This window comes from Vibrio sp. Y42_MX_L11 (genome assembly GCF_024181785.1).
In the GTDB taxonomy this organism is placed as follows: Bacteria; Pseudomonadota; Gammaproteobacteria; order Enterobacterales; family Vibrionaceae; genus Vibrio; species Vibrio diabolicus.
Map to the genome: position 1 here is coordinate 1 of NZ_JAMZAP010000004.1, position 24,937 is coordinate 24,937.

Genomic DNA, 24,937 nt, shown 5'->3' on the forward strand with positions numbered 1-24,937 from the left:
ACTTAACAAACCACCTGCATGCGCTTTACGCCCAGTAATTCCGATTAACGCTCGCACCCTCCGTATTACCGCGGCTGCTGGCACGGAGTTAGCCGGTGCTTCTTCTGTCGCTAACGTCAAACAACGCCGCTATTAACGACGCCGCCTTCCTCACGACTGAAAGTACTTTACAACCCGAAGGCCTTCTTCATACACGCGGCATGGCTGCATCAGGCTTGCGCCCATTGTGCAATATTCCCCACTGCTGCCTCCCGTAGGAGTCTGGACCGTGTCTCAGTTCCAGTGTGGCTGATCATCCTCTCAGACCAGCTAGGGATCGTCGCCTTGGTGAGCCCTTACCTCACCAACTAGCTAATCCCACCTAGGCATATCCTGACGCGAGAGGCCCGAAGGTCCCCCTCTTTGGCCCGTAGGCATCATGCGGTATTAGCCATCGTTTCCAATGGTTATCCCCCACATCAGGGCAATTTCCTAGGCATTACTCACCCGTCCGCCGCTCGACGCCGTTATCGTTCCCCGAAGGTTCAGATAACTCGTTTCCGCTCGACTTGCATGTGTTAGGCCTGCCGCCAGCGTTCAATCTGAGCCATGATCAAACTCTTCAATTTAAGATTTTGTTCGGCTCAATGAATACTGAACATTACATAAAGTAATGTTTGAATTGACTGTGCTGAATCCGAAGATTCAATGGTCACTTCGTTTCATTGAAACCTAATTTGAAACCGAAGTTTCTAATTGGATTATCATCAACGAGTGCCCACACAGATTGATAGGTCTATATTTTTAAAGAGCACACTTTGAACTTCTCTTCAAAGTGGACGGCCATTTTAGCTAGATAACTTATCGTGTCAAACACTTTTTTAAGTTATTTATCTGCGAGTTAATTCTTAACTCACTGACCTTGTTGTCTAGGCTTCGCTTAACTTGCTTTCCCTTGACAACGGAGGCGCATTATAGGGCGTTCATTAAGGAACACAAGTGCATTTTTAAAAAAAACTCACCTTTTTAGTTCATTCGTATAGAAAACAGGCAAAAGGTTCTAAAAAATTATAGAAAAGGGGCCAAATGGCCCCTTGAATGTGATTTTTATCTCATTTCTTATTGTATCTGTGCAATTACTGATGGGCACGAATTTGGTCATTAGTAACGATTAGCTGCACTTTCTTGTCTGGAACAATTTCACCAGAAAGAATCGATTTGGCTAATGGGTTCTCGACATTCTGTTGAATTGCTCGTTTTAAAGGACGCGCACCATATACAGGGTCGAAACCAACTTGAGCGATCAAATCGAGTGCTTTGTCAGAAACCTCTAGTTGATATCCTTTTTCTTCTAGTCGTTTCGCCAAACGTTCTAATTGAATAGAAGCGATGGACTTGATGTGTTCTTGACCAAGTGGATGGAACACCACTATTTCGTCAACACGGTTCAAGAACTCAGGACGGAAGTGTTTGCTAACCACATCCATTACTTCACTCTTGATACCTTGATAATCTAATGTTGCGAAATTCTCTTGGATACGAGATGAACCCAAGTTCGATGTCATGATCACAACCGTATTACGGAAGTCAACAGTACGACCTTGACCATCCGTTAAACGCCCGTCATCGAGAACTTGCAGCAGAATGTTAAATACATCCGGATGCGCTTTCTCTACTTCATCTAACAAAATTACCGAATACGGCTTGCGACGAACCGCTTCCGTTAAGTAACCCCCCTCTTCATATCCGACATAGCCTGGAGGCGCACCCACCAATCTTGCCACTGAGTGTTTCTCCATGAACTCAGACATGTCGATACGGACCATCGCATCTTCGCTGTCGAACATAAAGCTCGCAAGTGTCTTACAAAGCTCTGTTTTACCTACACCTGTTGGACCTAAGAATAAGAAGGAGCCAATTGGTCGGTTTGGATCAGAAAGCCCAGCTCGACTACGACGAATGGCATTCGATACAACAGAGACCGCTTCGCTTTGCCCTACCACACGATTATGCAGTACGTCTTCCATACGAAGTAGTTTCTCTTTTTCCGCTTCTAGCATCTTGGATACTGGGATGCCAGTTTGCTTAGAAAGTACTTCTGCAATCTCGTTGTCGGTTACTTTATTACGCAATAGTGTCATTTCCTGCATTTCCGCTTGGGTTGCAAGATCTAACTGCTTCTCAAGTTCAGGAATACGACCATATTGAAGTTCCGACATGCGGTTTAAATCACCAGCTCGGCGAGCAAACTCCATATCCATACGAGCTTGTTCAAGCTCAGACTTAATATGTTGAGTGCCAGAAAGTGCGGCTTTTTCTGTATTCCAAACCTCTTCTAGTTCAGCGTACTCACGTTCTTTTTCATTGAGTTCTTCATTAAGCGCTTTCAAACGCTTTTCACTCGCTTCGTCGTGCTCGTTACTAAGCGCCTGTTGCTCAATCTTAAGTTGGATGATTTTACGTTCAAGCTTATCTAATGACTCTGGCTTAGAGTCAATTTGTAAACGAATGCTTGAAGCCGCTTCGTCGATTAAGTCGATCGCTTTATCTGGCAGTTGACGGTCAGAAACATAACGATGTGACAAACTCGCCGCTGCAACAATCGCTGGGTCAGTAATTTCAACGTGATGATGAAGCTCATAACGCTCCTTCAAGCCACGTAAAATCGCCACGGTATCCTCAACGGTCGGCTCATCCACCAGCACTTTTTGGAAACGACGTTCTAACGCCGCATCTTTTTCGATGTACTGACGATATTCATCCAGTGTTGTTGCGCCAACACAGTGCAGTTCACCACGGGCTAATGCAGGTTTGAGCATGTTCCCCGCATCCATTGAGCCTTCACCTTTACCCGCACCAACCATAGTATGGAGCTCGTCGATAAACAGAATGACATTACCTTCTTCTTTAGCGAGTTCATTCAATACCGACTTCAAGCGCTCTTCAAATTCACCACGGTACTTAGCACCAGCAACCAGTGCGCCCATATCTAATGACAGCACACGGCGACCACGCAAACCTTCTGGCACTTCATTATTGACAATGCGCTGAGCTAAGCCTTCAACAATTGCGGTCTTACCTACGCCAGGTTCACCGATGATCACAGGGTTGTTTTTAGTACGGCGCTGCAATACTTGGATGGTACGGCGAATTTCATCATCACGGCCGATAACCGGATCCAGTTTGCCCTGTTCTGCTCGCTCGGTAAGGTCAATGGTGAACTTTTCCAATGCTTGGCGAAGCTCTTCTGCATTCGGATCATTAACCTTTTGACCACCCCTGATCTTTTCGATTGCTTGGCTAACTTTTTGCTCTGTTAAACCGATCTCTTTGAGTAATTGCCCCAATGGTCCGCGATCTTCTAAAGCAGCAAGCAGGAAGATTTCAGACGAGATATAGGAGTCTTGACGCTTTTGCGCCACTTTGTCACACAGGTTAAACAACGTGCCCATCGAACTAGAGAGCTGTACATCTCCACCGATGCCACTGACTTTTGGTAATCTATCTAGCATTTCACTCAATTTAGAGCGTAAATGCGTTACGTCCACATCCAGCATAGTAAGCAATGGACGAATTGGACTGCCATTTTGGTCAAGCAAAGCCACCATTAGGTGAACTGGCTCGATATATTGATGATCGCGCCCTAACGCTAGTGATTGAGCATCAGAGATAGCGATTTGAAACTTACTTGTGAATCGATCAAGACGCATATCTACCTTCCTAACCTCAACTAAAGGAAATTCTTTTGACAGTTAGAAAGATGGATACTCAGAGGAGGAATTTCAAGGGAGTGAATGAATAAAGATAGCTTTGCAAAAATAGCACTATGCATCTTGGCACTTTAGTGCTTATAACTAATCTTCAATCCAAATAAAGGTGGCTTGTCGACCAGTTTTACCATCACGGCGATACGAATAAAAAGAGGCTTTATCTTGGTAAGTACAAAGTCCAGAGTCAAACACTTGTGTCACTCCAGCTCGATTTAGACGTTGCGTTGCCAGCTTTGACATATCAGCCAACCATTTACCTTTAGCCTCTCGTGGCATAAAAGCTTGATGTGCCAGAGAGTCGACATCAACAAAAGCTTGCAGAACATCTTCACCCACTTCAAAGGCTTGAGATCCAATGGCAGGCCCAAGCCACGCTATCACTTCACCTGAAAACAACGCTAATGCATTTTCGACAATACCATTTGCTAAGCCGCGCCACCCTGCATGAACGGCAGCGACCTGCGTGCCTTGTGTATTAGTCAATAATACAGGTAGACAATCGGCGGTCATCGCTGAACAAACAACATGGCTTGAAGAAGTAAATACACCGTCCGCATCAAGCACTTGTGTTGTTGGTTCATTTGCTTGAGCCACAACGGTTGAATGCGTTTGGTTTAACCAGATTGGCGCATGGGGCATGTTCGCCTGCTGCGCCAACCAAGCTCGGTTCTTCTCTACTAAAGACAAATCATCCCCAACGTGAGTACCTAAATTTAGCCCTTGATAAGGGCCTGTCGAAAAACCGCCTATGCGTGTTGAGGCAAAAGCTTTGACATTTTTAGGCGCACGCCAATTCGGAATGATTGTCTTCATCTTAGAACTCTTCCGGTAAACCGTGCTCTTCCGTATCTTGACGAAGCGCTTCAGTCATCGCCACCATGTCATCAGGCACAGGGGCATGGAACTCAAGTACTTCTCCCGTAATTGGATGTTCAAAGCGTAGCATTACGGCGTGCAATGCTTGGCGATCGAAGCCACGGATCATTGCCGTTAGCTCTTCAGAAGCACCTGTCGGGATGCGAGCACGTCCACCATATGCAATATCACCGAGCAGCGGATGCTGAAGGTAAGACATGTGCACACGGATCTGGTGCGTACGACCCGTTTCAAGACGCAGACGGATACGTGTGTGTTCGCGGAAACGCTCAGCGACACGGTAGTGCGTTACCGCTGGTTTACCCATTGGTGCTACCGCCATAAGCGTGCGCTTGGTAGAATGACGACCAATAGGTTGGTCCACTTTACCACCCGCTGTCATACGACCAATAGCGATTGCTTCGTACTCACGAGTAATATTACGTTTTTGCAGTGCGCGAACCAGGCGAGTTTGTGCTGGTACAGTTTTCGCCACCACCATCAGCCCCGTTGTGTCTTTATCCAGACGGTGCACAATGCCCGCACGAGGCACTTCTGCGATATCAGGGTAATGATGCAACAACGCATTAAGCACTGTACCATCTGGCGTACCGGCACCTGGGTGAACCACAAAGTCACGAGGTTTGTTGATAACGATAATATCGTCATCTTCATAGACGATATCTAGCGGGATATCTTGCGCTTCCCAGCGTTCTTCATCTTCTAACTCGGCTTGCAATGTAATTTCCTCGCCACCCATTACTTTGGTGCGAGGTTTGGTGACAACTTCACCATTAACTTGAACTTTCCCATCAAGCAGCCACTCTTTCAGGCGCGAGCGAGAGAAGTCCGCGAATAATTCGGCGATAGCTTGGTCTAAACGTTGACCTAACTGGCTATCTTTTACGGTATTTGTTAATACAATCTGCTGAGCCATATCGAACTTTTTTAAAAACTGTGAGACTAATGCTCACGACTGTGAAAAAATAGACTATTACGTCATTGTATCTGTTACTGGAAAGAAAGTAACGGCAGCTTAAGAAATATTTAGATTCAAGGAACAGACTCCTGATATGAAACGTCAGACTTTAACAGGCCTTTTAGCGGTATCCCTTCTGTTTGGATGTGCAAGCAAAGAAGAAATCGTTCCTGATGTGCCGCCTTCGGAACTGTATGCAGACGCACAGATTTCTCTTCAAAGTGGTAATTGGCTTTCTGCAATTGAGAAACTGGAAGCATTAGACTCACGTTACCCATTCGGTGCCTACTCAGAACAGGTGCAGCTTGACCTAATCTATGCGTACTACAAAAACGACGACCTTGCTTTGGGCTTGGCAACCATTTCTCGCTTTATGCGTTTAAACCCAACCCATGAAAAAATGGACTGGGTACTGTACATGCGCGGTCTAAGCCATATGGCGCAAGATCGTAACTTTATGCATGATCTGTTCAGCGTAGATCGAAGTGATCGCGATCCTGAGCCAGTAAAAAAAGCGTTTGATGACTTCAAAAAACTGCTTCAACGCTACCCGAACAGTCCATACGCAGAAGATTCACAAAAACGCATGGTTGCGCTGAAAAACCGCCTAGCGAACTATGACTTAGCGACGGCTGACTTCTACCTCCGTCGTGAAGCCTGGGTAGCTGCAATTAATCGCACTCAAGAGCTACAAAAAGCATTCCCAGACACAGAAGCGGCACGTAAGTCACTGACTATCCAGCTAGAGGCCTACAAGCAACTCGGTTTGGAAGACGCCGTAGCAAGAACTGAAAAGCTTATCGAGCTCAACCCTGTGAAGTAACTGAGCCGCTTCAAACTAAACCGCCACCGTTTTTACCGTGGCGGTTTTTTTATTACCCGCAATAGCGTGCTCTGCCCTTGCTTGATGATCTACGGGGCTCTACATATGCTTAAAGTTCCCCTCCCCTTTATAAAAGGATGTGAACGTGACGATACCTAAGCTATGCGCAGTTATGCTGCTCTTATTGTCTGCTTCCGTTTGCGCACTGCAAATATCACCACTCAAGCAACCTCCTTACACTGGGGATCTCGATGTTATTAAAGAGAAGAATGTTTTACGTGTCCTCGTTTCTGCTGATCTAGGCTTCTATTACATTGAGGGCGGTACACCAAAAGGAATAGGTGCAGAACTCCTGGCGCATTTCGAAAAAGACCTTCGTAAGCTCAAACCGAAACTTAACGTACAAATTATTCCTCTAGCCCGTGACCAACTTCTGCCAGCCTTAGAAAATGGCTCCGGTGATCTAGTCGTCGCCAATCTGACCATTACCAACACACGTAAACAGAAAGTCGATTTTAGTTCACCCATTCTTACTGGTATTGACGAGTGGATAGTCACGAACAAAAGCACACCAGCCATGACTAACATTGAGCAACTGAGCGGCAAAGAGGTTTGGGTACGTGCCAGTTCTAGCTACTTTGAGAGTATTCAAGCACTAAATAAGAAGCTAAATAAAAAAGGCTTGCCACCCGTTGTCGTACATTTTATTGAAGAAACACTGCAAGACTACGAACTGGTTGGGATGCTCAATAACGGCTACGTCAAAGCCATTGTTCTCGATAGTCATAAAGCCAAACTTTGGCTGAAAGTGATGGATGATATTCGAGCTCACCCAGAAATCCCTATTCGTGAAAATGGTAAAATCGCTTGGGCAATGCGGGAAAACAGCCCAAGTTTGAAAGCCGTCGTGAACAAGTTTATTCAGAAATCTCGTTCTGGGACACTGCTCGGTAACGTCATTTACGGAAAATACATCGATAACACAGGTTGGCTAAACAAAGCCCTTAACCCCAACAAAATTGCTCAACTAGAAAAGCTTGCTACGTTGTTTTCACGCTATGGTGAGAAGTACGATATCGACTATCTACTGATCGCAGCCGTCGCTTATAAAGAGTCCGGCTTTAATAACGACCTCGTTGGAAGTCGAGGTGCAGTCGGCATAATGCAAGTTCTACCCAGCACGGCTCGAGACCCTAATATCAATATCAAAAACGTTCGGCAGCTAGAAAACAATATTCATGCTGGCGTGAAGTATTTAGCATTTTTGCGTAAACAGTACTTCAGTGATCCTGCTATTACGGCGGAAAATAAACTCTACTTTACCTTAGCGGCTTACAATGCTGGCCCCGGGAATGTAGAACGAATTCGTAAACGTGCAGCCCAGAAAGGCTACGATCCTAATGTTTGGTTCAATAACGTGGAAGTCGTTATGCGGAAAAGTTTAAGCTCAACGGTTGGATACGTTACCAGCATTAATCGCTATTACGTTATATACAAACAGCTAGAAAGTTTGGACCAAGTCAAAAGTCTAGAGCGGGTATCACTGGCTCCAAAGGATCCCTTCTTCATGATACCGCTACGAAAAGTCAGTCAAACGCCAGACACAAAAAAGCCGCTTGTACAATAAGCGGCTTTGTAAATAAATTCGTCTGAGAGACTCAGTGACTGTCATCACACTTTACGTATAGTTAAATTTTAACCACCTCTAATATTAGGCCGTAAAACTTCCCTAAAAACGAAGACGTTTTCAGCTGAGTACTCTATCCAATCTACGGATTTACTAACCGATAACAAGCAATTTCACGATAAATCTCAGCAGATCTTGAGTGAGATCACATTCATTTTTCATCATAAAAACCCCGAACAAAATAATGATCTGAATCACATTTTTTTATGCTTAAAGCGGTAATCTGAACTCAACCCATGAGGGATGCAACAGAGGAAAAACACTTATGACAATGAATATCACTGGCAAAAACATCGAAATCACCTCTGCAATCCGAGCTCATATTGAGAGCAAGTTTAAAAAACTGGAGAAATGGCAAGTAGACCTAATTGGTTGCCAAGCAACTTTCAGTGAGGAACCAAACAAACAGAAGAAATTCGAAGCGGTTATTAAAGTTCCTAAAGGCCAGCTCATTGCCTCAGCAACTCACGAAGATCTTTACGCAGCTATCAACGAAGTGGAGCAAAAACTAGAACGACAATTGAACAAGCTGACCCACAAACCTGAAGCTCGACGTGCAAATAAGCCTGAGCTAGTGGAAGAAGAAGAGTAAACTGACCAGATTGAGGAAATAGCGCCGAAAGGCGCTATTTTTTTGCTTGACGCTCTCCCCTGCCTTGCTTATTGTGTTTAAACACTCATAAATTAAGCACTATTTATGCATTTAACCTCACTGTTTATTTTTGACTTCTTTTTCCTCCCATAGTCGGAGGGGCGAACTCGTTTGTGAAAGAAAAGTCAAAAACAAACAGAAAGCCTCCCAAATCGGGAGGCTTTTTTATAAGGAAAGAATTGATGACTGACCAACCTATTTCCCTCGAAGAAATTCGTTTGCGCTTGAATGAGCTAGATGACCAACTTCTCAGCTTATTGTCTGAGCGCCGTAAACTCAGCATTGAAGTAGCCAAAAGCAAAGTACAAACCTCAAAACCCGTTCGTGATGCCGTTCGAGAACAACAACTATTAGTTAAGCTGATTTCTAATGGCCGAGATAAATACGAACTCGACGCGCAGTACATCACTAAACTTTTCCATACCATCATTGAAGACTCTGTGCTTCTTCAGCAAAGTTACCTGCAAAACCTCGTTAACCCGCAACAAAGTCGTAAGCCACTTGCTCGCGTCGCTTTCTTAGGAGCCAAAGGCTCTTACTCGCACTTGGCAAGCCGCGAATACTTCAGCCGTAAAAATACAGAACTTATCGAGCTCAACTGCGAACACTTCAAAGAAGTGACTCAAATAGTAGAATCGGGCCATGCTGATTATGGCGTTCTGCCAATCGAAAACACCAGTTCAGGCTCTATTAATGAAGTGTACGACCTACTACAACACACGACGCTTTACATCGTTGGAGAGCTAACTCAACCAATCGAGCACTGCTTGGTTGCGAAAAAAGACATTCGTCTGGAAAACATTAAAACGCTGTATTCACATCCTCAGCCACACCAACAGTGCAGTGAGTTTTTAAGCCGTATGAAAGGTGTAAAACTGGAGTCTTGCGCCAGCACGGCAGATGCAATGCAGAAAGTTCAAGAGATGGATCGTGATGATGTTGCTGCAATTGGTAATGCATCAAGCGGTAAGCTATACGGCTTGCAAGCAATTCAAGGCAACATTGCAAACCAAACTGAGAACCATACTCGTTTTATCGTGGTTGCTCGCAAACCAGTTGAGGTTTCAACTCAGATTCCAGCAAAAACTACCTTGATCATGTCGACCTCCCAAGAGGCTGGCTCATTGGTTGAAACACTATTAGTGCTGCAACGTTACGGCATCAATATGACCAAGCTAGAATCACGTCCAATTATGGGGAACCCATGGGAAGAGATGTTCTACGTAGACTTGGAATCTCATCTTGCTTCGACAGAAATGCAACAGGCACTAGAAGAGCTAACTAAAATCACTAAACACTTGAAAGTATTAGGGTGTTACCCTAGTGAGAACGTAAAGCCTACCCAAGTAAAATTGAGTTAATAGACACCAGTGAGTAAAAAGATCATGGCAACCCAAAAAGTCGTAATCGCATCGCTAAACCCAGCTAAAATTAATGCCGTTCAAAGTGCATTTAACAGTGCATTTCCGCACCAAGAGTTCAACTTCGTTGGCGTCAGTGTACCGAGTGAGGTCGCAGATCAACCTATGAATGATGAAGAAACTCATCGCGGTGCACTAAACCGCGTTAAAAACGCAAAAGTAGAGATGCCAAACGCGGATTACTATGTCGGACTTGAAGCGGGAATTGAAACAAACGTGACGTTTGCGTGGATGGTGATTGAGTCGAATACTCACCGTGGTGAATCTCGCTCTGCGAGCTTAATGCTGCCGCCTAAAGTATTGGAAAAACTCGAGCATGCGAATGAGCTGGGAGATGTCATGGATGAGGTGTTTGGTACCGAGAACATCAAACAGAAAGGTGGTGCCATCAGCCTGCTCACCCAAAACCAGCTGACTCGAAGTTCGGTTTACCATCAAGCCTTGATTCTGGCTCTGATTCCATTCATAAACCCTGAGCACTTCCCTTCAAATTTATAACGCTCACCCTATTTGCTAGGTACTAAAAAGGGCGGATATTTCCGCCCTTTTTAACACGTTATCTTAACCACTTGTGATACCAATACCTAAAGGCGAATTGGAATCACTGGCTACTTAGATACCGCAACTTGCTCTAACAAAACCTTGAGTTTGTCTTTCTCTTCATCAGATTTAGACTTTAACTCGTTAGAGCCACGAGTAATAGTGGCAATACCCACGCCAAGCATCTGGCTGATCTGACGTTGAGATAACTCGCCTTTAAGAAGCTCGTTAATAATATTAACGCGTGATATTAATGATTCTCTCTCATCACGTGACATCAGCATGGTTAACAGCATGTCATCTTGCTCACTGTCCATGCTAGTTCGAATTAGCTCAATAATCTGTTGCCAGTCTTTGTACTCGGGTTCGTGCGACATCAAGTTACCTCACTCAATACTTGGTATTGATCTCATGTTGATTCAAGAACGCGCCATCGATACCCAAAAGATCACGGTAATATGTTTCAAACATCAGGATGTTTTGTACATAACCGCGTGTCTCTCTAAATGGAATTGCCTCAATAAAGGCATAAGCATCCACTTTTCCTTGGGTACGCTCTCGCCACGTTTTTACTCTGTTAGGACCTGCATTATAAGCAGCAAGAGCAAAAATACGATTATTATCGTAATCCTCTAATAAACCTTGCAAATAATGGCTACCAATTTCGATATTTTTGCCCACATTGTAGAGATCCTGCGTACCTTGATAACTCAACTTATATTTACGTGCTGTATACTTTGCTGTAGCGGGCATGATCTGCATAAGACCACGAGCACCAACTGGAGAACGGGCTTCGACATCCAACGCACTTTCCTGTCGAGCTAGGGACATCATCGTCACGGGATCTATGTTGTGTTTTTTTGCATAAAAGTTAAACCACCAGCGATGCGCAATCGGGAACCTCAGTTCGATATTATCCCACATCTGCGCTTGAATACTCGCGGTCACCGTTAGGTTATGCCAACGCTTAGAAGACGCATAAGCCGCCAGCATCGCCTTTTCATCTTTCCCTACGCGGCGCAATAAATGTGCCCATTCACTTTTCGCTGCTGCAATTTTATCCGTCGCGATCAACTCTTCAATACGAACTAACGAGTCTTGATAGGGTTGAACCACTCGCTTATCAAACTTAACCGTATGCGTAGGGTATTTGATTGATTGTCCAATCGCATTGGCGGCTGCCACACTATAGAAGTTTCGCTGCCCGACCAAAGTCGCTAAACGCTGTTTCCCTGCGATGTCATCACCTAACGCAATTTCACTTCGTCCAAGCCAGTATTGCCAGCGAAGCGACGCTTGCTCTTCTTTATCGAGAACGGCAATCCACTCTTGTACGCCCTTCCAATCCGCGTTCTGAATCGCTAAGCGAATGCGAGTTTCAATGAGCGGTAAGTACTGGCTGGTTTTCGTTTTATCATCGCGCCACTTAGCTAGTGACTCAGACTCAGTACGGGTCAATCGAAATGCGATATAGTCAGCCAGGGCTTGCGCCTTTTCTGGAGAAAACTTCTGCCCTTTAATGACGGCATCATACGCACTCTGCGCTTGACTGGTATTCATGCGAGCTAGCTTTTCCAGCGCATATTCGCTTTGCGCTCGATTAAAATCATTAGCCGGTTTTTTCTTCGCGAACTCCGCAACGCTTGAAGGATTATCAAACAACGCCTTCATTTCTTTCGCTTGTTGCCTTGCCTGCGAGGATTTAGGCAGTTTAAGTAAGTAACTCATCAAACTGCCATTACGAGCATCAAACGCCAGTAGCATACGCTGGAGGATCAATTCATCAGTACGTTCACCTGCCTTGTCCCATGCTGCGAATAATGGATCGCACTCATCGGCAATATTTCTGCCACGCAACCACATATGCTCAGCCCCTTTAAACGCGGCGACTTTCTTACCTTGCTCTAACTGAGCCACGTAGAAAATACATTGGTAACGCTCGCCACTTGGAATGACTTTTTGAAATTCAGTAATGGTTTTCCAATCTTTTTGCTTATAAAGATGGTTGAGGTATGGAGCGCGAACACGACGAGAAAAAGGAAACGACTCGTACTCCGAAATAAATTCGTTCACCTGCTGTGGCGACTTTTCCGGTAACTGTCTAATAAATGTTCGGTAGTCCACATAAGGCGTCAGTGGATAGTCAGAAATTTTAGGACGGATCGAAAGGTATCCGTCGATGTCATTTTTATCTAATAAATCTTGAGCTTGCTCATAAACTTCACGCTGCTTTTCCAAGCTCAGCGCGGCATTAGCACTCAAACTCATCGCACACAGCGCGGCTGCGCAGCATACGTTTTTAGCCAATTCAGATACGTTGAATCTCATTTGTGTCATTTTCCCCAGACATATACTGCCCCAAAGCCTCGTTTTGTTAGCGTTCATGTGATGTTAAGGCAATTTTCACACATGCATCTATTTACACAGAATGCAGATGTCCATGTAAAGCAACTTAGTGTATTAAAAATTGTACTCGTGAAACTTTTAAGACGATGGAGACAAGGAGTTCCTAACTTGTGCAGAAAGCACTTCGTCATTTATAACGAATAACAAAAGTGTATACCCTAACCGTGTAAGTTTCCGGTCAGCTCAAAATAAGAAATCCATTCGAAAGGGAAATTCTTGCAATGCGGTAACAAAAACAAAGCACTTGGTATAAAATGATGGGTTTGAATGACAGTTAATTTAGGAACGATCGGCAATGGCTGAATACGTATATACCATGTCGCGGGTGAGCAAGATTGTGCCACCTAAGCGTCAAATTCTTAAAGACATCTCTCTGAGCTTCTTCCCTGGTGCGAAAATCGGTGTTTTAGGTCTGAACGGTGCAGGTAAATCCACACTGCTACGTATCATGGCAGGTATCGACACGGATATCGACGGTGAAGCGCGTCCACAACCTGGTCTAAACGTAGGCTACCTACCCCAGGAGCCAGTATTAGACGAATCAAAAACCGTTCGTGAAGTTGTTGAAGAAGCGGTTGCTGACGTTGCTGACGCATTGAAACGTTTGGATGCGGTCTATGCCGCTTACGCAGAACCAGATGCAGACTTCGACGCACTTGCAAAAGAGCAAGGCGAACTTGAAGCTCTGATCCAAGCGAAAGATGGTCACAACCTAGAAAACGCACTTGAGCGAGCTGCAAACGCACTTCGTTTACCTGAATGGGACCAAAAAATTGCGCACCTATCAGGTGGTGAACGCCGCCGTGTCGCTATTTGTCGCCTGCTACTTTCTAAGCCAGACATGCTGCTGCTTGATGAGCCTACCAACCACCTAGATGCAGAATCTGTCGCTTGGCTAGAGCGCTTCTTAGTGGATTACACAGGTACTGTAGTCGCTATCACCCACGACCGTTACTTCCTAGATAACGCCGCGGGTTGGATCTTAGAGCTTGACCGTGGTGAAGGTATCCCATGGGAAGGTAACTACACCTCATGGTTGGAGCAAAAAGACGCTCGTCTACAACAAGAAGCATCTCAAGAAAGTGCTCGTCAAAAAACCATCGAGAAAGAACTTGAATGGGTACGTAAAAACCCTAAAGGTCGTCAAGCGAAATCAAAAGCACGTATGGCACGCTTTGAAGAACTGCAAAGCTCTGATCACCAAAAACGTAACGAAACCAATGAACTGTTTATCCCGCCAGGTGAGCGCCTAGGTGATAAAGTTATTGAAGTGAAGAACCTAACGAAGTCATTTGACGGCCGTGTTCTCATTGATGACCTATCATTCAGCATCCCTAAAGGTGCGATTGTTGGTATCATCGGTGCGAACGGCGCAGGTAAATCGACCCTATTCAAGATGTTAAGTGGTACTGAACAACCAGATTCAGGCACAATTGAAATGGGTGATACAGTAAAACTAGCATCGGTCGATCAGTTCCGTGACAGCATGGACGATTCTAAAACCGTATTCCAAGAGATTTCTGAAGGCGCTGATATCATTAAGATCAACAACTTCGAAATCCCAGCTCGCGCATACTGTTCACGCTTTAACTTTAAAGGCAGCGACCAACAAAAAATCATTGGTGAGCTATCAGGTGGTGAGCGTAACCGTGTCCACCTTGCGAAACTGCTTAAAGCGGGCGGTAACGTGTTACTACTCGACGAACCGACCAACGACCTTGACGTAGAAACACTGCGTGCTCTAGAAGAAGCACTACTAGAGTTCCCTGGTTGTGCAATGGTTATCTCGCACGACCGTTGGTTCCTTGACCGTATCGCGACCCACATCATTGACTACCGTGACGAAGGCCAAGTTAACTTCTACGAAGGTAACTACACCGAGTACATGGACTGGTTGAAGAAAACGTTGGGCCCTGAAGCCGCAGAACCACACCGCATCAAATACAAGCGTATTGCGAAGTAATCGCAACCCGCAAAGTTTGATTGTAATTTGTACAAAGGCCGCTATCATAGCGGCCTTTGTTTTCTTTGTTATAAAAAAGAGCTCATTAGCCCGTCTCGTTCGTTAAGAACATGACATTGCACTTACGTCACTCTGTAGCGACCTCGACACTTTTCAAACAGCAATCGAACATTTTTTGTTCGCATTGATATACTATTCAATTCTGTTTGAAGACATGACGAGAAAATGCACATGGCAGAGAGACGACGCTTTTCACGCATTCTCCATCAAGCGCCAGCGAAGGTAGAACAACGTGACTTGGCAATTGAAGCTAGGATTCAAGATCTTTCCTTACATGGTTTACTCATGAAAGTGGAAGAGACTGAGGCTTTGGATCCAGCCCTTCCAACCCATGTTACTTTTTCATTTGATCAATCCGAACAAGTGATTACGTTAAAAGCGCAAATTGTGGATGTTTCTAAGTGTGAGATTAGGTTAAAGATCATCAAGATAGACATCGAGAGCATTAGCCAACTAAAACGATTTATAGAATTGAATGTAGGCAATAACGACCTTCTGAACCGAGAGTTAGAACATCTCTCTGATTTAGGAGAAAAATAAATGAACGCCTATTTAAGTAACAATAACTATGTCTAAAAAAATCATCATGCAGATCCCGACGAAAGACGGCGATCAGCAGCTCTATTTGGGCCGCAGTTCGGTCCTAGCAGTATTTGCTTCGGTATTGGCATTACCCGCCGTCGTTGGTGGCGCGTGGTATCTCAATCAACAGCAGATACACAATAAAGACGAACTAACACAAACCATCGCCAAACTAGAAAGTGAAAAGGCCGAAATCACCGCGCTTTATGAAGAGCAGCTTGATACCAACCACTCGCTTTCTCAGTCATTGACCGATAAGAACAATCAAATTCAGCTATTAGGAAAACGGGTATTCGACGTCGAATCGGTTCTAGGTCTCGCTGACGAAGAGCTGATGATCGATGAAAACAACATGGCGTTAGAAGAGCGAATTGATGCAGCAGCTATCGATTCCGCAGTTCGAGCAACCATGTTTCGTTTGATTCCAAATGATAGCCCAGTGACATACCAACGTATTTCTTCTTCCTACGGCAGTCGCATTAATCCTATTTCAGGTAAACGACACGTTCATACTGGTATCGATCTTACCTGTAAACGAGGAGAAGAAATCCTCGCACCTGCAGACGGAGTGGTGGAAACCGTTCGCCCGAGTAATCGTGGCTATGGCAACTATGTCACTATTCGTCACTCATTTGGCTTTATGAGCTCCTTTGCTCACTTACAACGCTTTAAAGTGAAAAGCGGCCAATTTGTCAGTAAAGGCGATGTGATTGCTCAATGTGGTAGTTCAGGTAATTCCACTGGCCCGCACCTGCATTACGAGGTGCGCTTTCTCGGGCGAGCACTCAACCCTCAATACTTGATGGAGTGGACACCTGAAAACTTCAATTATGTATTTGAAAAAGAGAAAAAAGTGAAATGGGGCCCTTTAGTTCAATTGATTGATAATGTCGTGCGTCTGCAAGTCAATTTAACCAACTCCCCCTATCGCGACACCAGTATCAATACAGTATCAAGTGAAGATACCAGCAATACCGCGACTAACTGATTTATCTCTCGACACAAAAAAGAGCAGCGTAAGCTGCTCTTTTCGTTTCGGGCTCCACACGGATAGATAACCCGCGATTAACCGCGATGAATATTATCATTCGCCTGTTTGAGTAAGTTTTGGCTCTCATTCATAAATTGTTGTGAATAATCACCAAACCACTCACTCACCTGCTCAAAGCTTTCGACAAATTTGGCTTTATCTTTGCTATCCAAAATCGCAAGTGCTTCGCCGAAGCGTTGGTGGAATCGCTTAATCATGTCGATGTTTTCTTGCGATGAGAGAATAATGTCACCGTAGAGGTTTGGATCCTGACCAAACAGACGCCCTACCATCGCCAACTCCAAGCGGTAGATTGGTGAGCTCAACTTTAACAGTTGCTCAATGTTCGGGTTCTCTTTGCTTAGATGCATGCCGTAAGCAAATGAGGTGAAGTGACGCAGCGCTTGGATTAACGTCATGCCATGATCGTGCTCTTGCGCATCAATCTGACACAAGCTCGCGCCCCAAATACCAAACTGTTGCAGCAACCATTGGTATTGATCATTTCCACGCCCATCACAGTACACAATCACCTGCTTGGCAAGGCTCGGCACATCTGGACCAAACATTGGGTGTAAACCAACTACCGGTCCTTGGTGCACATTCAACATTGCTTGCAGTGGCTTAGATTTGATAGAAGTCAGGTCACACAGAATGCAGTCTTGTGGCAGATTACCTAGCTTTTCAATCACACCTTCTGTTAGGTGAATTGGCACAGTAACCACCACCAGGCCCGCATCTTTTAGGATGTCATCCGCACGATCCCAGTCTTTGCTACCAAGCACTTTGACTTGATAACCAGATAGCTTGAACATACGTCCAAACAGGCCGCCTAACTGGCCATTACCACCAATAATGACCACTGAGCGTAATTCAGGGTTCAAACACTTAAAACCGGAGTCTTTTTCACTGGCATAAGACTCACGCATGGTACGACGCAGAATATCTTCAATAAGCTGTGGAGGAATTCCCATTTTCTCAGCTTCTGCTCGGCGAGAAGCCAGCATCGCCGCTTCACGATCAGGGGCATAAATAGGCAAACCATGTTCGCTTTTTACTTCCCCAACTTTCTCTACGAGCGCTAAACGCTGAGCCAATAGCTCCAACATTTGCTTGTCGACTGCATCAATCTGATCGCGTAATGCGTTAAGTTCAACTGCCATTGATGTTCCTTAAATCCTGTATTAATTAGCCTTTAGACGATTTTCTAAGAAAGGCACGAGCTCTTCATGTGCATGACGTAATAGTGCCTCAGTTGAATCCCAATTGATACATGCGTCAGTGATAGATACACCGTATTTCATCTCTTCAAGAGCTAAGTCAGAAGATTGATTTCCTTCATTGATATGGCTTTCAATCATAAGACCGATAATAGATTTATTGCCTTCACGGATTTGATGAATCACATCCTCCGCGACTAATGGCTGGCGACGGTAATCTTTACGTGAGTTGGCGTGACTGCAATCCACCATTAGTGATGCATCAAGACCAGACTTAGCCATTTCTTGCTCACACTCAGTAACTGATACTGAGTCGTAGTTAGTTTGCTTGCCACCACGTAAGATCACATGCCCATTAGCATTACCCTGAGTGGTCAATAGCGCTACTTGTCCCTCACGGTTGATCCCCATAAAACGGTGGCTAGAAGACGCAGCTTGCATCGCATTGATTGCAGTTGCCAAACTACCATCCGTGCCATTTTTAAAACCGATTGGCATAGACAGGCCACTTGCCATTTCACGGTGAGTTTGTGACTCCGTAGTACGTGCGCCGATCGCAGCCCAACTAAAAGTATCCGCCAAGTATTGTGGGCTAATTGGGTCCAGAGCTTCAGTCGCGAGCGGGATTTCCATCTCTGCCAATTCCACTAGCAGTTCGCGTCCAACATGCAGACCATGTTCAATATCGAAGCTGCCATCGAGGTGCGGATCGTTAATCAGCCCTTTCCAGCCGACCGTGGTGCGTGGTTTTTCAAAGTAAACACGCATAACAATATACAGTTGGTCACTTAGTTGTTCAGAGAGCGCTTTAAGACGTTTTGCGTAATCCTTCGCCGCTTCCACGTCGTGGATAGAACATGGACCACATACAACCAGCAGGCGATGATCCTTTTTATGAATAATATTAGCGATAGTTTGGCGAGACTCTTGAATAAAGCGGCGCGCTTTTTCACTCAAAGGAAGCTTGGTTTTTAGCTCCTCTGGGGTAATAAGAACCTGCTCTTCGCTAATATTAATATTGCTCAACTCACTTTTCTGCATAACTCTAACCTGTATATTTATTTTTACACCCAACCAAATCCTTGGTGAGACAACTAAGCTTTAACGACAAGATAACAGGCTAAAAAAGAAAAACAAGCGTACACAATAAAAAACATTTGGTGTAAATTATTATTTACAGGCAAATAAAAAGCCAAAGTATAATTAACTTTGGCTTATAATCGGTGTTTTGAATCGTTTACAAGAGGTTTAGCTGGTCAAGCGTTTCATCGCTTCACTCGCCGCTTTCCACTCTTGAGATAACTTGAGATCGCTTAGAGAAAACGACTGTTTTTTCAGTAACGCATCCGCCAGTGGCACAGTTGATACTGGCAAGTTATCCAACACCTCAATATGTGCTTCGCGCTTATTACACATCAATAGCATATCGCAACCGGCTTTCAAGGCTTGAACCCCACGCTCGGCAGGGCTACCCATGATTGCAGCGCCTTCCATCGTCAGATCATCGGAGAAAACCAAGCCTTTAAAACCGAGTTGCTGTCGCAAAACTTGTTTCAACCAGTATTCTGAACCACTCGCAGGCTGAGAGTCGTAGTTCGGAAAAATCACGTGAGCAGGCATCATGGCATCTAAAATACCGGCATCAATTTGCGCTTTAAAGATAGCCATGTCTTGTTCAAAAATGTCGCTGCGCTCGTCGTATGGCGTTTCTAAGTGTGAGTCAGCAATCACACCACCATGACCCGGGAAGTGTTTGCCTGTTGTTGCCATTCCTACGCTCTTCATACCCTGCATGTAAGCGGTGCTAAAGCGAAGAATGGTATCGGCATCTTCGCCAAATGCTCGGTTACCGATCGCTTTACATTGATGACCTTTGTCGAGCACGGGTGCAAAGCTTAAATCGATGTCGTGTGCTATCAACTCCGTTGCCATTAGCCAACCGCCCATACGTGCTAGCTCTTCGCCATTTTGATGTTTGGCGTATTCTTCGGCTGCAGGGATCAACGAGAAACCTTCACGGAAGCGTTGTACTCGCCCCCCTTCTTGATCCACACCGATCAAAATCGGGCGCTTGGCAGCCTTGCGGATTGATTGAGTAAGTGCTTGAAGCTGTTCACTATCATGATAGTTGCGAGCAAATAGAATTAAGCCACCAACCGTAGGATGTTCCAGAATTTCTTTGTCTTCAGCGGTCAGTTCATAACCCGCGACGTCAACCCATAACGGTCCCATGTTTTCTCCTCAAAATCGGCTGAATATCTCGTATTCGATGAGGTTATTCGCTTCAGATTTGCTTTACAATAAGTGAATGAAGAATTGACGAGATCGGCTATGAAATTTAACGAACTGTACATTGGTGTGATGTCTGGAACGAGTATGGACGGCGTTGATACCGCTCTGGTTGAAATAAGTGATGAGCACGTTCGTCTGGTTGCGCACGACGATTACCCAATGCCCACAGCACTGAAAGAAATGCTGTTATCTGTTTGTACCGGTCAAGCCACAAATTTAAAAGCCATAGGTGAATTGGATCACCAACTTGGCCACCTATTCGCTGACGCCGTTTTACAACTGCTCAATAAGTCTGGCTACGTCGCGGAACAAATTCGTGCGATTGGTAATCACGGTCAAACGGTATTCCACCAACCTACTGGAGAGTTACCCTTTACCACTCAGTTGGGTGATGCCAACATCATCGCAGTGAAAACAGGGATTGATACGGTTGCAGATTTTCGACGTAAAGATATGGCGCTAGGTGGTCAAGGTGCCCCACTCGTCCCTGCTTTCCATAAAAGCATTTTTGCGATGCAGGACTCCACAACTGTGGTGCTTAACATTGGAGGCATTGCCAACATCTCTGTACTGCATCCCGAGCAACCAGTCATTGGCTATGACACTGGCCCGGGTAACATGTTGATGGACGCGTGGTGTGCGCTGCACACTGGGCAAAGCTTCGACAAAGATGCACAATTTGCACTGAAAGGAACGGTAAACGCTACTTTGTTGACTCAATTACTTAAAGAAGCTTACCTCGCCATGCCAGCACCTAAAAGTACCGGGCGAGAACTGTTCAATATTGACTGGCTGCATCAGCAACTGGCTCATTACAATTTACCAACCGAAGACGTACAGCGTACACTCTGCGAATATTCTGCGATTACCATTGCCAACGAAGTCGACAAGTTTTCTCATGGCAGCACGCCTCAACTATTGGTCTGTGGCGGTGGAGCAAGAAACCCACTTTTAATGCAGCGATTGACTAAGTTATTGCCACAATGGCACGTTGCGACAACGGCAGAAAAAGGCGTTGATGGTGACTACATGGAAGCCATGGCATTTGCTTGGCTTGCGCAGCGCTATATTCATAGCCTCCCTAGCAATTTACCGGAAGTCACAGGGGCAAGTCGTCTCGCTTCACTTGGCGTACTCTACTCAAAAAATTAATCACGAAGGCTTAAATTACTATGACAAATGACGCGCTTATTGCGGCTCTTTCTCACCTTGTCTCTGAAGGTCGAAATCCTGAAACAATGGATATCGATCTTCTTCCTTCATTCGATATTGTGCAGCGTTTAAACCAACAAGATAAACTCGTCCCAATTGCGGTCGAGAAAGTGCTACCAGAGATCGCTCAAGCCGTTGATAAGATCACGGAAGCATTTAAGGTCGGAGGTCGGTTGTTTTACATCGGTGCAGGCACCAGTGGTCGGCTCGGAGTCTTGGACGCTTCAGAATGCCCGCCGACTTTTGGCACGGATCCAGAGATGGTCGTTGGTATTATTGCGGGTGGAAAAGAGGCAATGTTCCGCGCGAAAGAAGGGGCAGAGGACGACCCTGAACTAGGCGAGCAAGATCTTAAAGAGAATGCGCTAACACAACGCGATGTCGTCGTTGGTATTGCGGCAAGTGGACGAACACCGTACGTGATTGGTGGCTTAGAGTATGCGAACGAACTTGGTGCCACCACTGTAGCACTATCTTGTAACCCTGACTCTCCGATTGCAGATATTGCCGATATTGCGATCAGCCCCGTTGTTGGACCTGAAGCGTTAACGGGATCCACTCGCTTAAAATCAGGGACGGCGCAAAAGCTCGTACTGAACATGCTCACTACCGCAAGCATGATCCGCCTAGGCAAAAGTTATCAGAACTTAATGGTAGATGTGAAAGCGACGAATGCAAAGCTAGTTGCAAGAGCGGCTCGTATTGTTATGCAAGCAACAGATTGTACTAACCAAGAGGCTAAAACTGCGCTCAAAGAAACGGACTACGACGCCAAGTTAGCGATTTTGATGATTTTAACCGGGCTGGATAAAGAAAGCGCGACTGAGCAATTGAAAGCCAAACAAGGATATTTAAGAAAAGTCGTGATCGATCAAGCGAATCAACCTTAATCAATAAAGCGCCTCACTTATTTAAAAGTCAGGCGCCTTTTATGGCTTAATTTAGTAGTTCAATCGTTCAATGTGAGTAATACCGACTTTACCTTCAAGGTCGCTGAACATATGAACCATTGCTGGGTATGGTTGTGCTCCAGGGTAGACAACTTCTGCATTACAGAAAAACGCATAGTTTTGTCCGGCTACGACTTGAGTAGCCACAACCAAAGGGGAGTATTTGACGCCGACAAACCCCTCGATACCTTTAGCAAATACTTCTTTATCCTCTGCTTTGAGTTCATTAAATGGACTCCAGCCACCAGCCATTTGCGTTGACATAATGTGATTCCTTTTTTCTGTGCTCACTATCAAGCAATATGAACATAGTTTAATAATGGTAATTTTGCCACAATTATGTTTTGCGGACGGTATCACAACGGCTTTATTGACTATTAATTTGAGTACTCATTCCAGCCACGCTGCCATTCCATACGGAATTTTTGTGCTTGCTCAGTACCCTCACAAACCCCTTCATAATACTGACCAGATAACCCCATTTGATACGCAAAAGCAGGGTTACAGTATTCACGTAGACCCTCTAAATAACCTTGGTCGTAGTCACTTTGCTTAACGCTACCCAACTCACGCAGCTCGCTCATCGTGCGTGATGTATGTCCGGCTACACCATCTTGATATCCGATCTGATGCCAATCTCCTGACTTGGCAAGATCTTCCGTCGTTGCAGCGCATCCTGTAAGTAAAGCCAGCGCCAAACCTAACGTTGCCTTTTTCATGGTTCTTCCTTAAGCAATTGTTTTCAAAAATAAGCTTACCACTAATTATTGGCGTTTGCCGCTTAGCTTGCAGATTAAACCACTGACGCCTCGAATCAGCCGCTCACTACTGCAATCAACCATTCGCCATTTTTAAAAACCGCTCAAGCAGTATATCGACCACTCAGTGCTCTATTCGACCACTCATCTACTAACCGAATGCATTTAACACAAGTGACGCATAACATGCATCCTGAGATTAAAAAATTACCCTACCCAACTAAGACCAAGGACAATTGCTATGATGTGGTTTCTAACCTGTGTCGCAGCCCTAATCGGCGGATACTTCATCTACGGCGCTTTCGTCGAGAAGATTTTCGGCATCAATGAAAAACGCCAAACGCCTGCTCACACCAAATCGGACGGTGTTGACTTCGTTCCAATGTCAACAAAAAAAGTTTATCTAGTTCAGCTACTTAACATCGCTGGTGTTGGTCCAATTTTCGGCCCAATCATGGGTGCACTATACGGTCCAGCGGCAATGCTTTGGATTGTTGTCGGTTGTATTTTTGCTGGCGCAGTACACGATTACTTCTCAGGCATGCTTTCAGTGCGTAACGGCGGCGCATCTGTACCTACTATCACAGGTCGCTACCTAGGTAATGGCGCAAAACACTTTATGAATATTTTTGCCATTGTCCTACTGCTTCTTGTTGGCGTAGTGTTCGTTTCTGCTCCTGCAGGCATGATTGCTAACCTCATCAATGATCAAACAAGCTTGAGCGTAAGCATGACTACTATGGTTATCGCTATCTTCGCTTACTACATCATTGCGACGATTGTTCCTGTCGATAAAATCATTGGTCGTTTCTACCCACTGTTTGGCGCCCTACTCATCTTTATGTCTGTTGGCCTAATGACAGCCGTTGCTTTCTCTAGCGAACACACAGTAATGGGTGACTTCCAAGTTTCGGACATGTTCTCTAACCTCAACCCAAATGACATGCCGTTATGGCCTGCATTGTTCATCACTATTGCATGTGGCGCTATCTCTGGCTTCCACGCTACTCAGTCTCCACTGATGGCGCGTTGTATGGAAAACGAGAAAAACGGTCGTTTCGTTTTCTACGGAGCAATGATTGGTGAAGGTGTTATCGCGCTAATCTGGTGTGCTATCGCTCTGTCTTTCTTCGGCTCTCTAGACGCACTATCAGAAGCTGTGAAAAACGGTGGTCCTGGTAACGTGGTATACAGCGCATCATTTGGTCTGCTTGGTGTGTTCGGTGGTATCCTTGCGTTCCTAGGTGTGGTTATCCTACCAATTACGTCTGGCGATACAGCATTCCGTTCAAGCCGTCTGATCCTTGCTGAATACTTCAACATGGAACAAAAGACGCTACGTAACCGCCTACTGATGGCACTTCCACTGTTCGTTATCGGCGGTATCTTAACTCAAGTAGACTTCGGCATTATCTGGCGCTACTTCGGTTTTGCTAACCAAACAACAGCAGTAATGATGCTTTGGACTGCGTCCGCTTACCTACTACGTCACAACAAGCTGCACTGGATTACCACTATCCCTGCTATCTTCATGACCACGGTATGTGTCACGTTCATCTTAAACAACAGCTCGCTAGGTTTTGGCCTGCCAATGCAACTATCAACTATCGTCGGTATTGTGTTTGCCTTAGCAGTGACTGGTTACGTTATCAAAACCTCTAAGGGTAAAGGTGAAACTGAACTGGCTGACGAAGAGAAACCACAAGCCGTATCAGAAACAGCGTAATACTCGTCACATCCGAGTGACTAAGATAAGAG

General features: G+C 45.2%; 21 protein-coding genes, 1 rRNA gene and 1 other annotated feature. Of the genes, 11 read left to right on the forward strand and 11 right to left on the reverse strand.

Annotated features, from left to right (window positions below; genetic code table 11):
• From NL643_RS05310 to rluD, 4 genes are all read right to left on the reverse strand, one after another.
• Positions 1–608, reverse strand: a 16S ribosomal RNA gene (locus tag NL643_RS05310); the annotation flags it as partial.
• 507 nt (positions 609–1,115) lie between these two features.
• Entirely contained in the window at positions 1,116–3,689 is a 2,574-nt protein-coding gene (clpB, locus tag NL643_RS05315) for an ATP-dependent chaperone ClpB (protein WP_005397478.1), read from the reverse strand.
• Positions 3,690–3,833: 144 nt separating this feature from the next.
• Entirely contained in the window at positions 3,834–4,562 is a 729-nt protein-coding gene (pgeF, locus tag NL643_RS05320) for a peptidoglycan editing factor PgeF (protein WP_253644052.1), read from the reverse strand.
• A gap of 1 nt (position 4,563) precedes the next feature.
• The gene (gene rluD / locus NL643_RS05325) at positions 4,564–5,541 is read right to left on the reverse strand and encodes a 23S rRNA pseudouridine(1911/1915/1917) synthase RluD (protein ID WP_065645207.1); all 978 of its coding nucleotides are present in this window, start codon (positions 5,539–5,541) and stop codon (positions 4,564–4,566) included.
• Between the two features lie 136 nt (positions 5,542–5,677).
• Between rluD and bamD the strand changes: the two genes are divergently transcribed.
• The 5 genes from bamD to yjjX all read left to right on the forward strand — a co-directional run bounded on the left by bamD (position 5,678) and on the right by yjjX (position 10,664).
• Positions 5,678–6,406 carry an outer membrane protein assembly factor BamD gene (gene bamD / locus NL643_RS05330; protein ID WP_005397482.1) on the forward strand — a complete coding sequence of 243 codons (729 nt, stop codon included), beginning with the start codon at positions 5,678–5,680 and terminating at the stop codon, positions 6,404–6,406.
• Between the two features lie 145 nt (positions 6,407–6,551).
• Positions 6,552–8,033, forward strand: a complete 1,482-nt coding sequence (locus tag NL643_RS05335) for a transporter substrate-binding domain-containing protein (RefSeq protein WP_367651905.1) — start codon at positions 6,552–6,554, stop codon at positions 8,031–8,033.
• Between the two features lie 325 nt (positions 8,034–8,358).
• Complete coding sequence (gene raiA / locus NL643_RS05340; RefSeq protein WP_005397484.1) at positions 8,359–8,685, forward strand: ribosome-associated translation inhibitor RaiA; 327 nt, start codon at positions 8,359–8,361, stop codon at positions 8,683–8,685.
• 108 nt (positions 8,686–8,793) lie between these two features.
• Positions 8,794–8,915: a sequence feature (Phe leader region), on the forward strand.
• A 12-nt stretch (positions 8,916–8,927) separates the two neighbouring features.
• Positions 8,928–10,106 (forward strand): prephenate dehydratase, encoded by a 1,179-nt coding sequence (pheA, locus tag NL643_RS05345; protein ID WP_104974466.1) that lies wholly within the window; start codon positions 8,928–8,930, stop codon positions 10,104–10,106.
• 24 nt (positions 10,107–10,130) lie between these two features.
• Positions 10,131–10,664: an inosine/xanthosine triphosphatase gene (gene yjjX / locus NL643_RS05350; RefSeq protein ID WP_065645181.1), complete on the forward strand. Its 534-nt coding sequence runs from the start codon at positions 10,131–10,133 to the stop codon at positions 10,662–10,664.
• Positions 10,665–10,774: 110 nt separating this feature from the next.
• Here the strand turns inward: yjjX and trpR are convergent, their stop codons facing one another.
• A complete protein-coding gene (trpR, locus tag NL643_RS05355; protein WP_012842123.1) occupies positions 10,775–11,083 on the reverse strand; it encodes a trp operon repressor in 309 nt (102 codons plus the stop codon).
• A 13-nt stretch (positions 11,084–11,096) separates the two neighbouring features.
• A complete protein-coding gene (sltY, locus tag NL643_RS05360) occupies positions 11,097–13,034 on the reverse strand; it encodes a murein transglycosylase (RefSeq protein ID WP_253644053.1) in 1,938 nt (645 codons plus the stop codon).
• Positions 13,035–13,407: 373 nt separating this feature from the next.
• On the opposite strand from sltY, the gene ettA reads away from it, so the two are divergent.
• The 3 genes from ettA to NL643_RS05375 all read left to right on the forward strand — a co-directional run bounded on the left by ettA (position 13,408) and on the right by NL643_RS05375 (position 16,705).
• Positions 13,408–15,075: an energy-dependent translational throttle protein EttA gene (gene ettA, locus NL643_RS05365; protein WP_005381894.1), complete on the forward strand. Its 1,668-nt coding sequence runs from the start codon at positions 13,408–13,410 to the stop codon at positions 15,073–15,075.
• A gap of 231 nt (positions 15,076–15,306) precedes the next feature.
• Entirely contained in the window at positions 15,307–15,675 is a 369-nt protein-coding gene (locus NL643_RS05370; protein WP_053808612.1) for a PilZ domain-containing protein, read from the forward strand.
• Positions 15,676–15,703: 28 nt separating this feature from the next.
• Entirely contained in the window at positions 15,704–16,705 is a 1,002-nt protein-coding gene (locus NL643_RS05375) for a peptidoglycan DD-metalloendopeptidase family protein (protein ID WP_253644054.1), read from the forward strand.
• Between the two features lie 77 nt (positions 16,706–16,782).
• Here NL643_RS05375 and tyrA read toward each other — a convergent pair whose 3' ends face one another.
• From tyrA to nagZ, 3 genes are all read right to left on the reverse strand, one after another.
• Positions 16,783–17,910 carry a bifunctional chorismate mutase/prephenate dehydrogenase gene (tyrA, locus tag NL643_RS05380; protein ID WP_006743113.1) on the reverse strand — a complete coding sequence of 376 codons (1,128 nt, stop codon included), beginning with the start codon at positions 17,908–17,910 and terminating at the stop codon, positions 16,783–16,785.
• A 21-nt stretch (positions 17,911–17,931) separates the two neighbouring features.
• Complete coding sequence (locus tag NL643_RS05385) at positions 17,932–19,008, reverse strand: 3-deoxy-7-phosphoheptulonate synthase (RefSeq protein ID WP_005397501.1); 1,077 nt, start codon at positions 19,006–19,008, stop codon at positions 17,932–17,934.
• A 207-nt stretch (positions 19,009–19,215) separates the two neighbouring features.
• Positions 19,216–20,199 (reverse strand): beta-N-acetylhexosaminidase, encoded by a 984-nt coding sequence (gene nagZ, locus NL643_RS05390; protein ID WP_253644055.1) that lies wholly within the window; start codon positions 20,197–20,199, stop codon positions 19,216–19,218.
• A 99-nt stretch (positions 20,200–20,298) separates the two neighbouring features.
• Here nagZ and NL643_RS05395 point away from each other — a divergent pair, with 99 nt between their 5' ends.
• Positions 20,299–21,411 carry an anhydro-N-acetylmuramic acid kinase gene (locus NL643_RS05395; RefSeq protein ID WP_114323174.1) on the forward strand — a complete coding sequence of 371 codons (1,113 nt, stop codon included), beginning with the start codon at positions 20,299–20,301 and terminating at the stop codon, positions 21,409–21,411.
• A 20-nt stretch (positions 21,412–21,431) separates the two neighbouring features.
• Positions 21,432–22,361, forward strand: a complete 930-nt coding sequence (gene murQ / locus NL643_RS05400) for an N-acetylmuramic acid 6-phosphate etherase (RefSeq protein WP_253644056.1) — start codon at positions 21,432–21,434, stop codon at positions 22,359–22,361.
• Between the two features lie 51 nt (positions 22,362–22,412).
• Here murQ and NL643_RS05405 read toward each other — a convergent pair whose 3' ends face one another.
• Both NL643_RS05405 and NL643_RS05410 read right to left on the reverse strand, forming a co-directional pair.
• Positions 22,413–22,685 (reverse strand): hypothetical protein, encoded by a 273-nt coding sequence (locus NL643_RS05405; protein ID WP_012842127.1) that lies wholly within the window; start codon positions 22,683–22,685, stop codon positions 22,413–22,415.
• 113 nt (positions 22,686–22,798) lie between these two features.
• Positions 22,799–23,140: a DUF2799 domain-containing protein gene (locus NL643_RS05410; protein WP_139060881.1), complete on the reverse strand. Its 342-nt coding sequence runs from the start codon at positions 23,138–23,140 to the stop codon at positions 22,799–22,801.
• Positions 23,141–23,420: 280 nt separating this feature from the next.
• On the opposite strand from NL643_RS05410, the gene NL643_RS05415 reads away from it, so the two are divergent.
• Positions 23,421–24,905 (forward strand): carbon starvation protein A, encoded by a 1,485-nt coding sequence (locus tag NL643_RS05415; protein ID WP_253644057.1) that lies wholly within the window; start codon positions 23,421–23,423, stop codon positions 24,903–24,905.
• Positions 24,906–24,937: the final 32 nt, after the last annotated feature.

Excerpts from the sequence above, each read along its gene's own strand:
- clpB (WP_005397478.1), bottom strand. The coding sequence starts at position 3,689 with ATGCGTCTTGATCGATTCACAAGTAAGTTTCAAATCGCTATCTCTGAT.
- pgeF (WP_253644052.1), bottom strand. The coding sequence starts at position 4,562 with ATGAAGACAATCATTCCGAATTGGCGTGCGCCTAAAAATGTCAAAGCT.
- rluD (WP_065645207.1), bottom strand. The coding sequence starts at position 5,541 with ATGGCTCAGCAGATTGTATTAACAAATACCGTAAAAGATAGCCAGTTA.
- bamD (WP_005397482.1), top strand. The coding sequence starts at position 5,678 with ATGAAACGTCAGACTTTAACAGGCCTTTTAGCGGTATCCCTTCTGTTT.
- raiA (WP_005397484.1), top strand. The coding sequence starts at position 8,359 with ATGACAATGAATATCACTGGCAAAAACATCGAAATCACCTCTGCAATC.
- pheA (WP_104974466.1), top strand. The coding sequence starts at position 8,928 with ATGACTGACCAACCTATTTCCCTCGAAGAAATTCGTTTGCGCTTGAAT.
- yjjX (WP_065645181.1), top strand. The coding sequence starts at position 10,131 with ATGGCAACCCAAAAAGTCGTAATCGCATCGCTAAACCCAGCTAAAATT.
- trpR (WP_012842123.1), bottom strand. The coding sequence starts at position 11,083 with ATGTCGCACGAACCCGAGTACAAAGACTGGCAACAGATTATTGAGCTA.
- sltY (WP_253644053.1), bottom strand. The coding sequence starts at position 13,034 with ATGAGATTCAACGTATCTGAATTGGCTAAAAACGTATGCTGCGCAGCC.
- ettA (WP_005381894.1), top strand. The coding sequence starts at position 13,408 with ATGGCTGAATACGTATATACCATGTCGCGGGTGAGCAAGATTGTGCCA.
- NL643_RS05370 (WP_053808612.1), top strand. The coding sequence starts at position 15,307 with ATGGCAGAGAGACGACGCTTTTCACGCATTCTCCATCAAGCGCCAGCG.
- NL643_RS05375 (WP_253644054.1), top strand. The coding sequence starts at position 15,704 with ATGTCTAAAAAAATCATCATGCAGATCCCGACGAAAGACGGCGATCAG.
- tyrA (WP_006743113.1), bottom strand. The coding sequence starts at position 17,910 with ATGGCAGTTGAACTTAACGCATTACGCGATCAGATTGATGCAGTCGAC.
- NL643_RS05385 (WP_005397501.1), bottom strand. The coding sequence starts at position 19,008 with ATGCAGAAAAGTGAGTTGAGCAATATTAATATTAGCGAAGAGCAGGTT.
- nagZ (WP_253644055.1), bottom strand. The coding sequence starts at position 20,199 with ATGGGACCGTTATGGGTTGACGTCGCGGGTTATGAACTGACCGCTGAA.
- NL643_RS05395 (WP_114323174.1), top strand. The coding sequence starts at position 20,299 with ATGAAATTTAACGAACTGTACATTGGTGTGATGTCTGGAACGAGTATG.
- murQ (WP_253644056.1), top strand. The coding sequence starts at position 21,432 with ATGACAAATGACGCGCTTATTGCGGCTCTTTCTCACCTTGTCTCTGAA.
- NL643_RS05405 (WP_012842127.1), bottom strand. The coding sequence starts at position 22,685 with ATGTCAACGCAAATGGCTGGTGGCTGGAGTCCATTTAATGAACTCAAA.
- NL643_RS05410 (WP_139060881.1), bottom strand. The coding sequence starts at position 23,140 with ATGAAAAAGGCAACGTTAGGTTTGGCGCTGGCTTTACTTACAGGATGC.
- NL643_RS05415 (WP_253644057.1), top strand. The coding sequence starts at position 23,421 with ATGATGTGGTTTCTAACCTGTGTCGCAGCCCTAATCGGCGGATACTTC.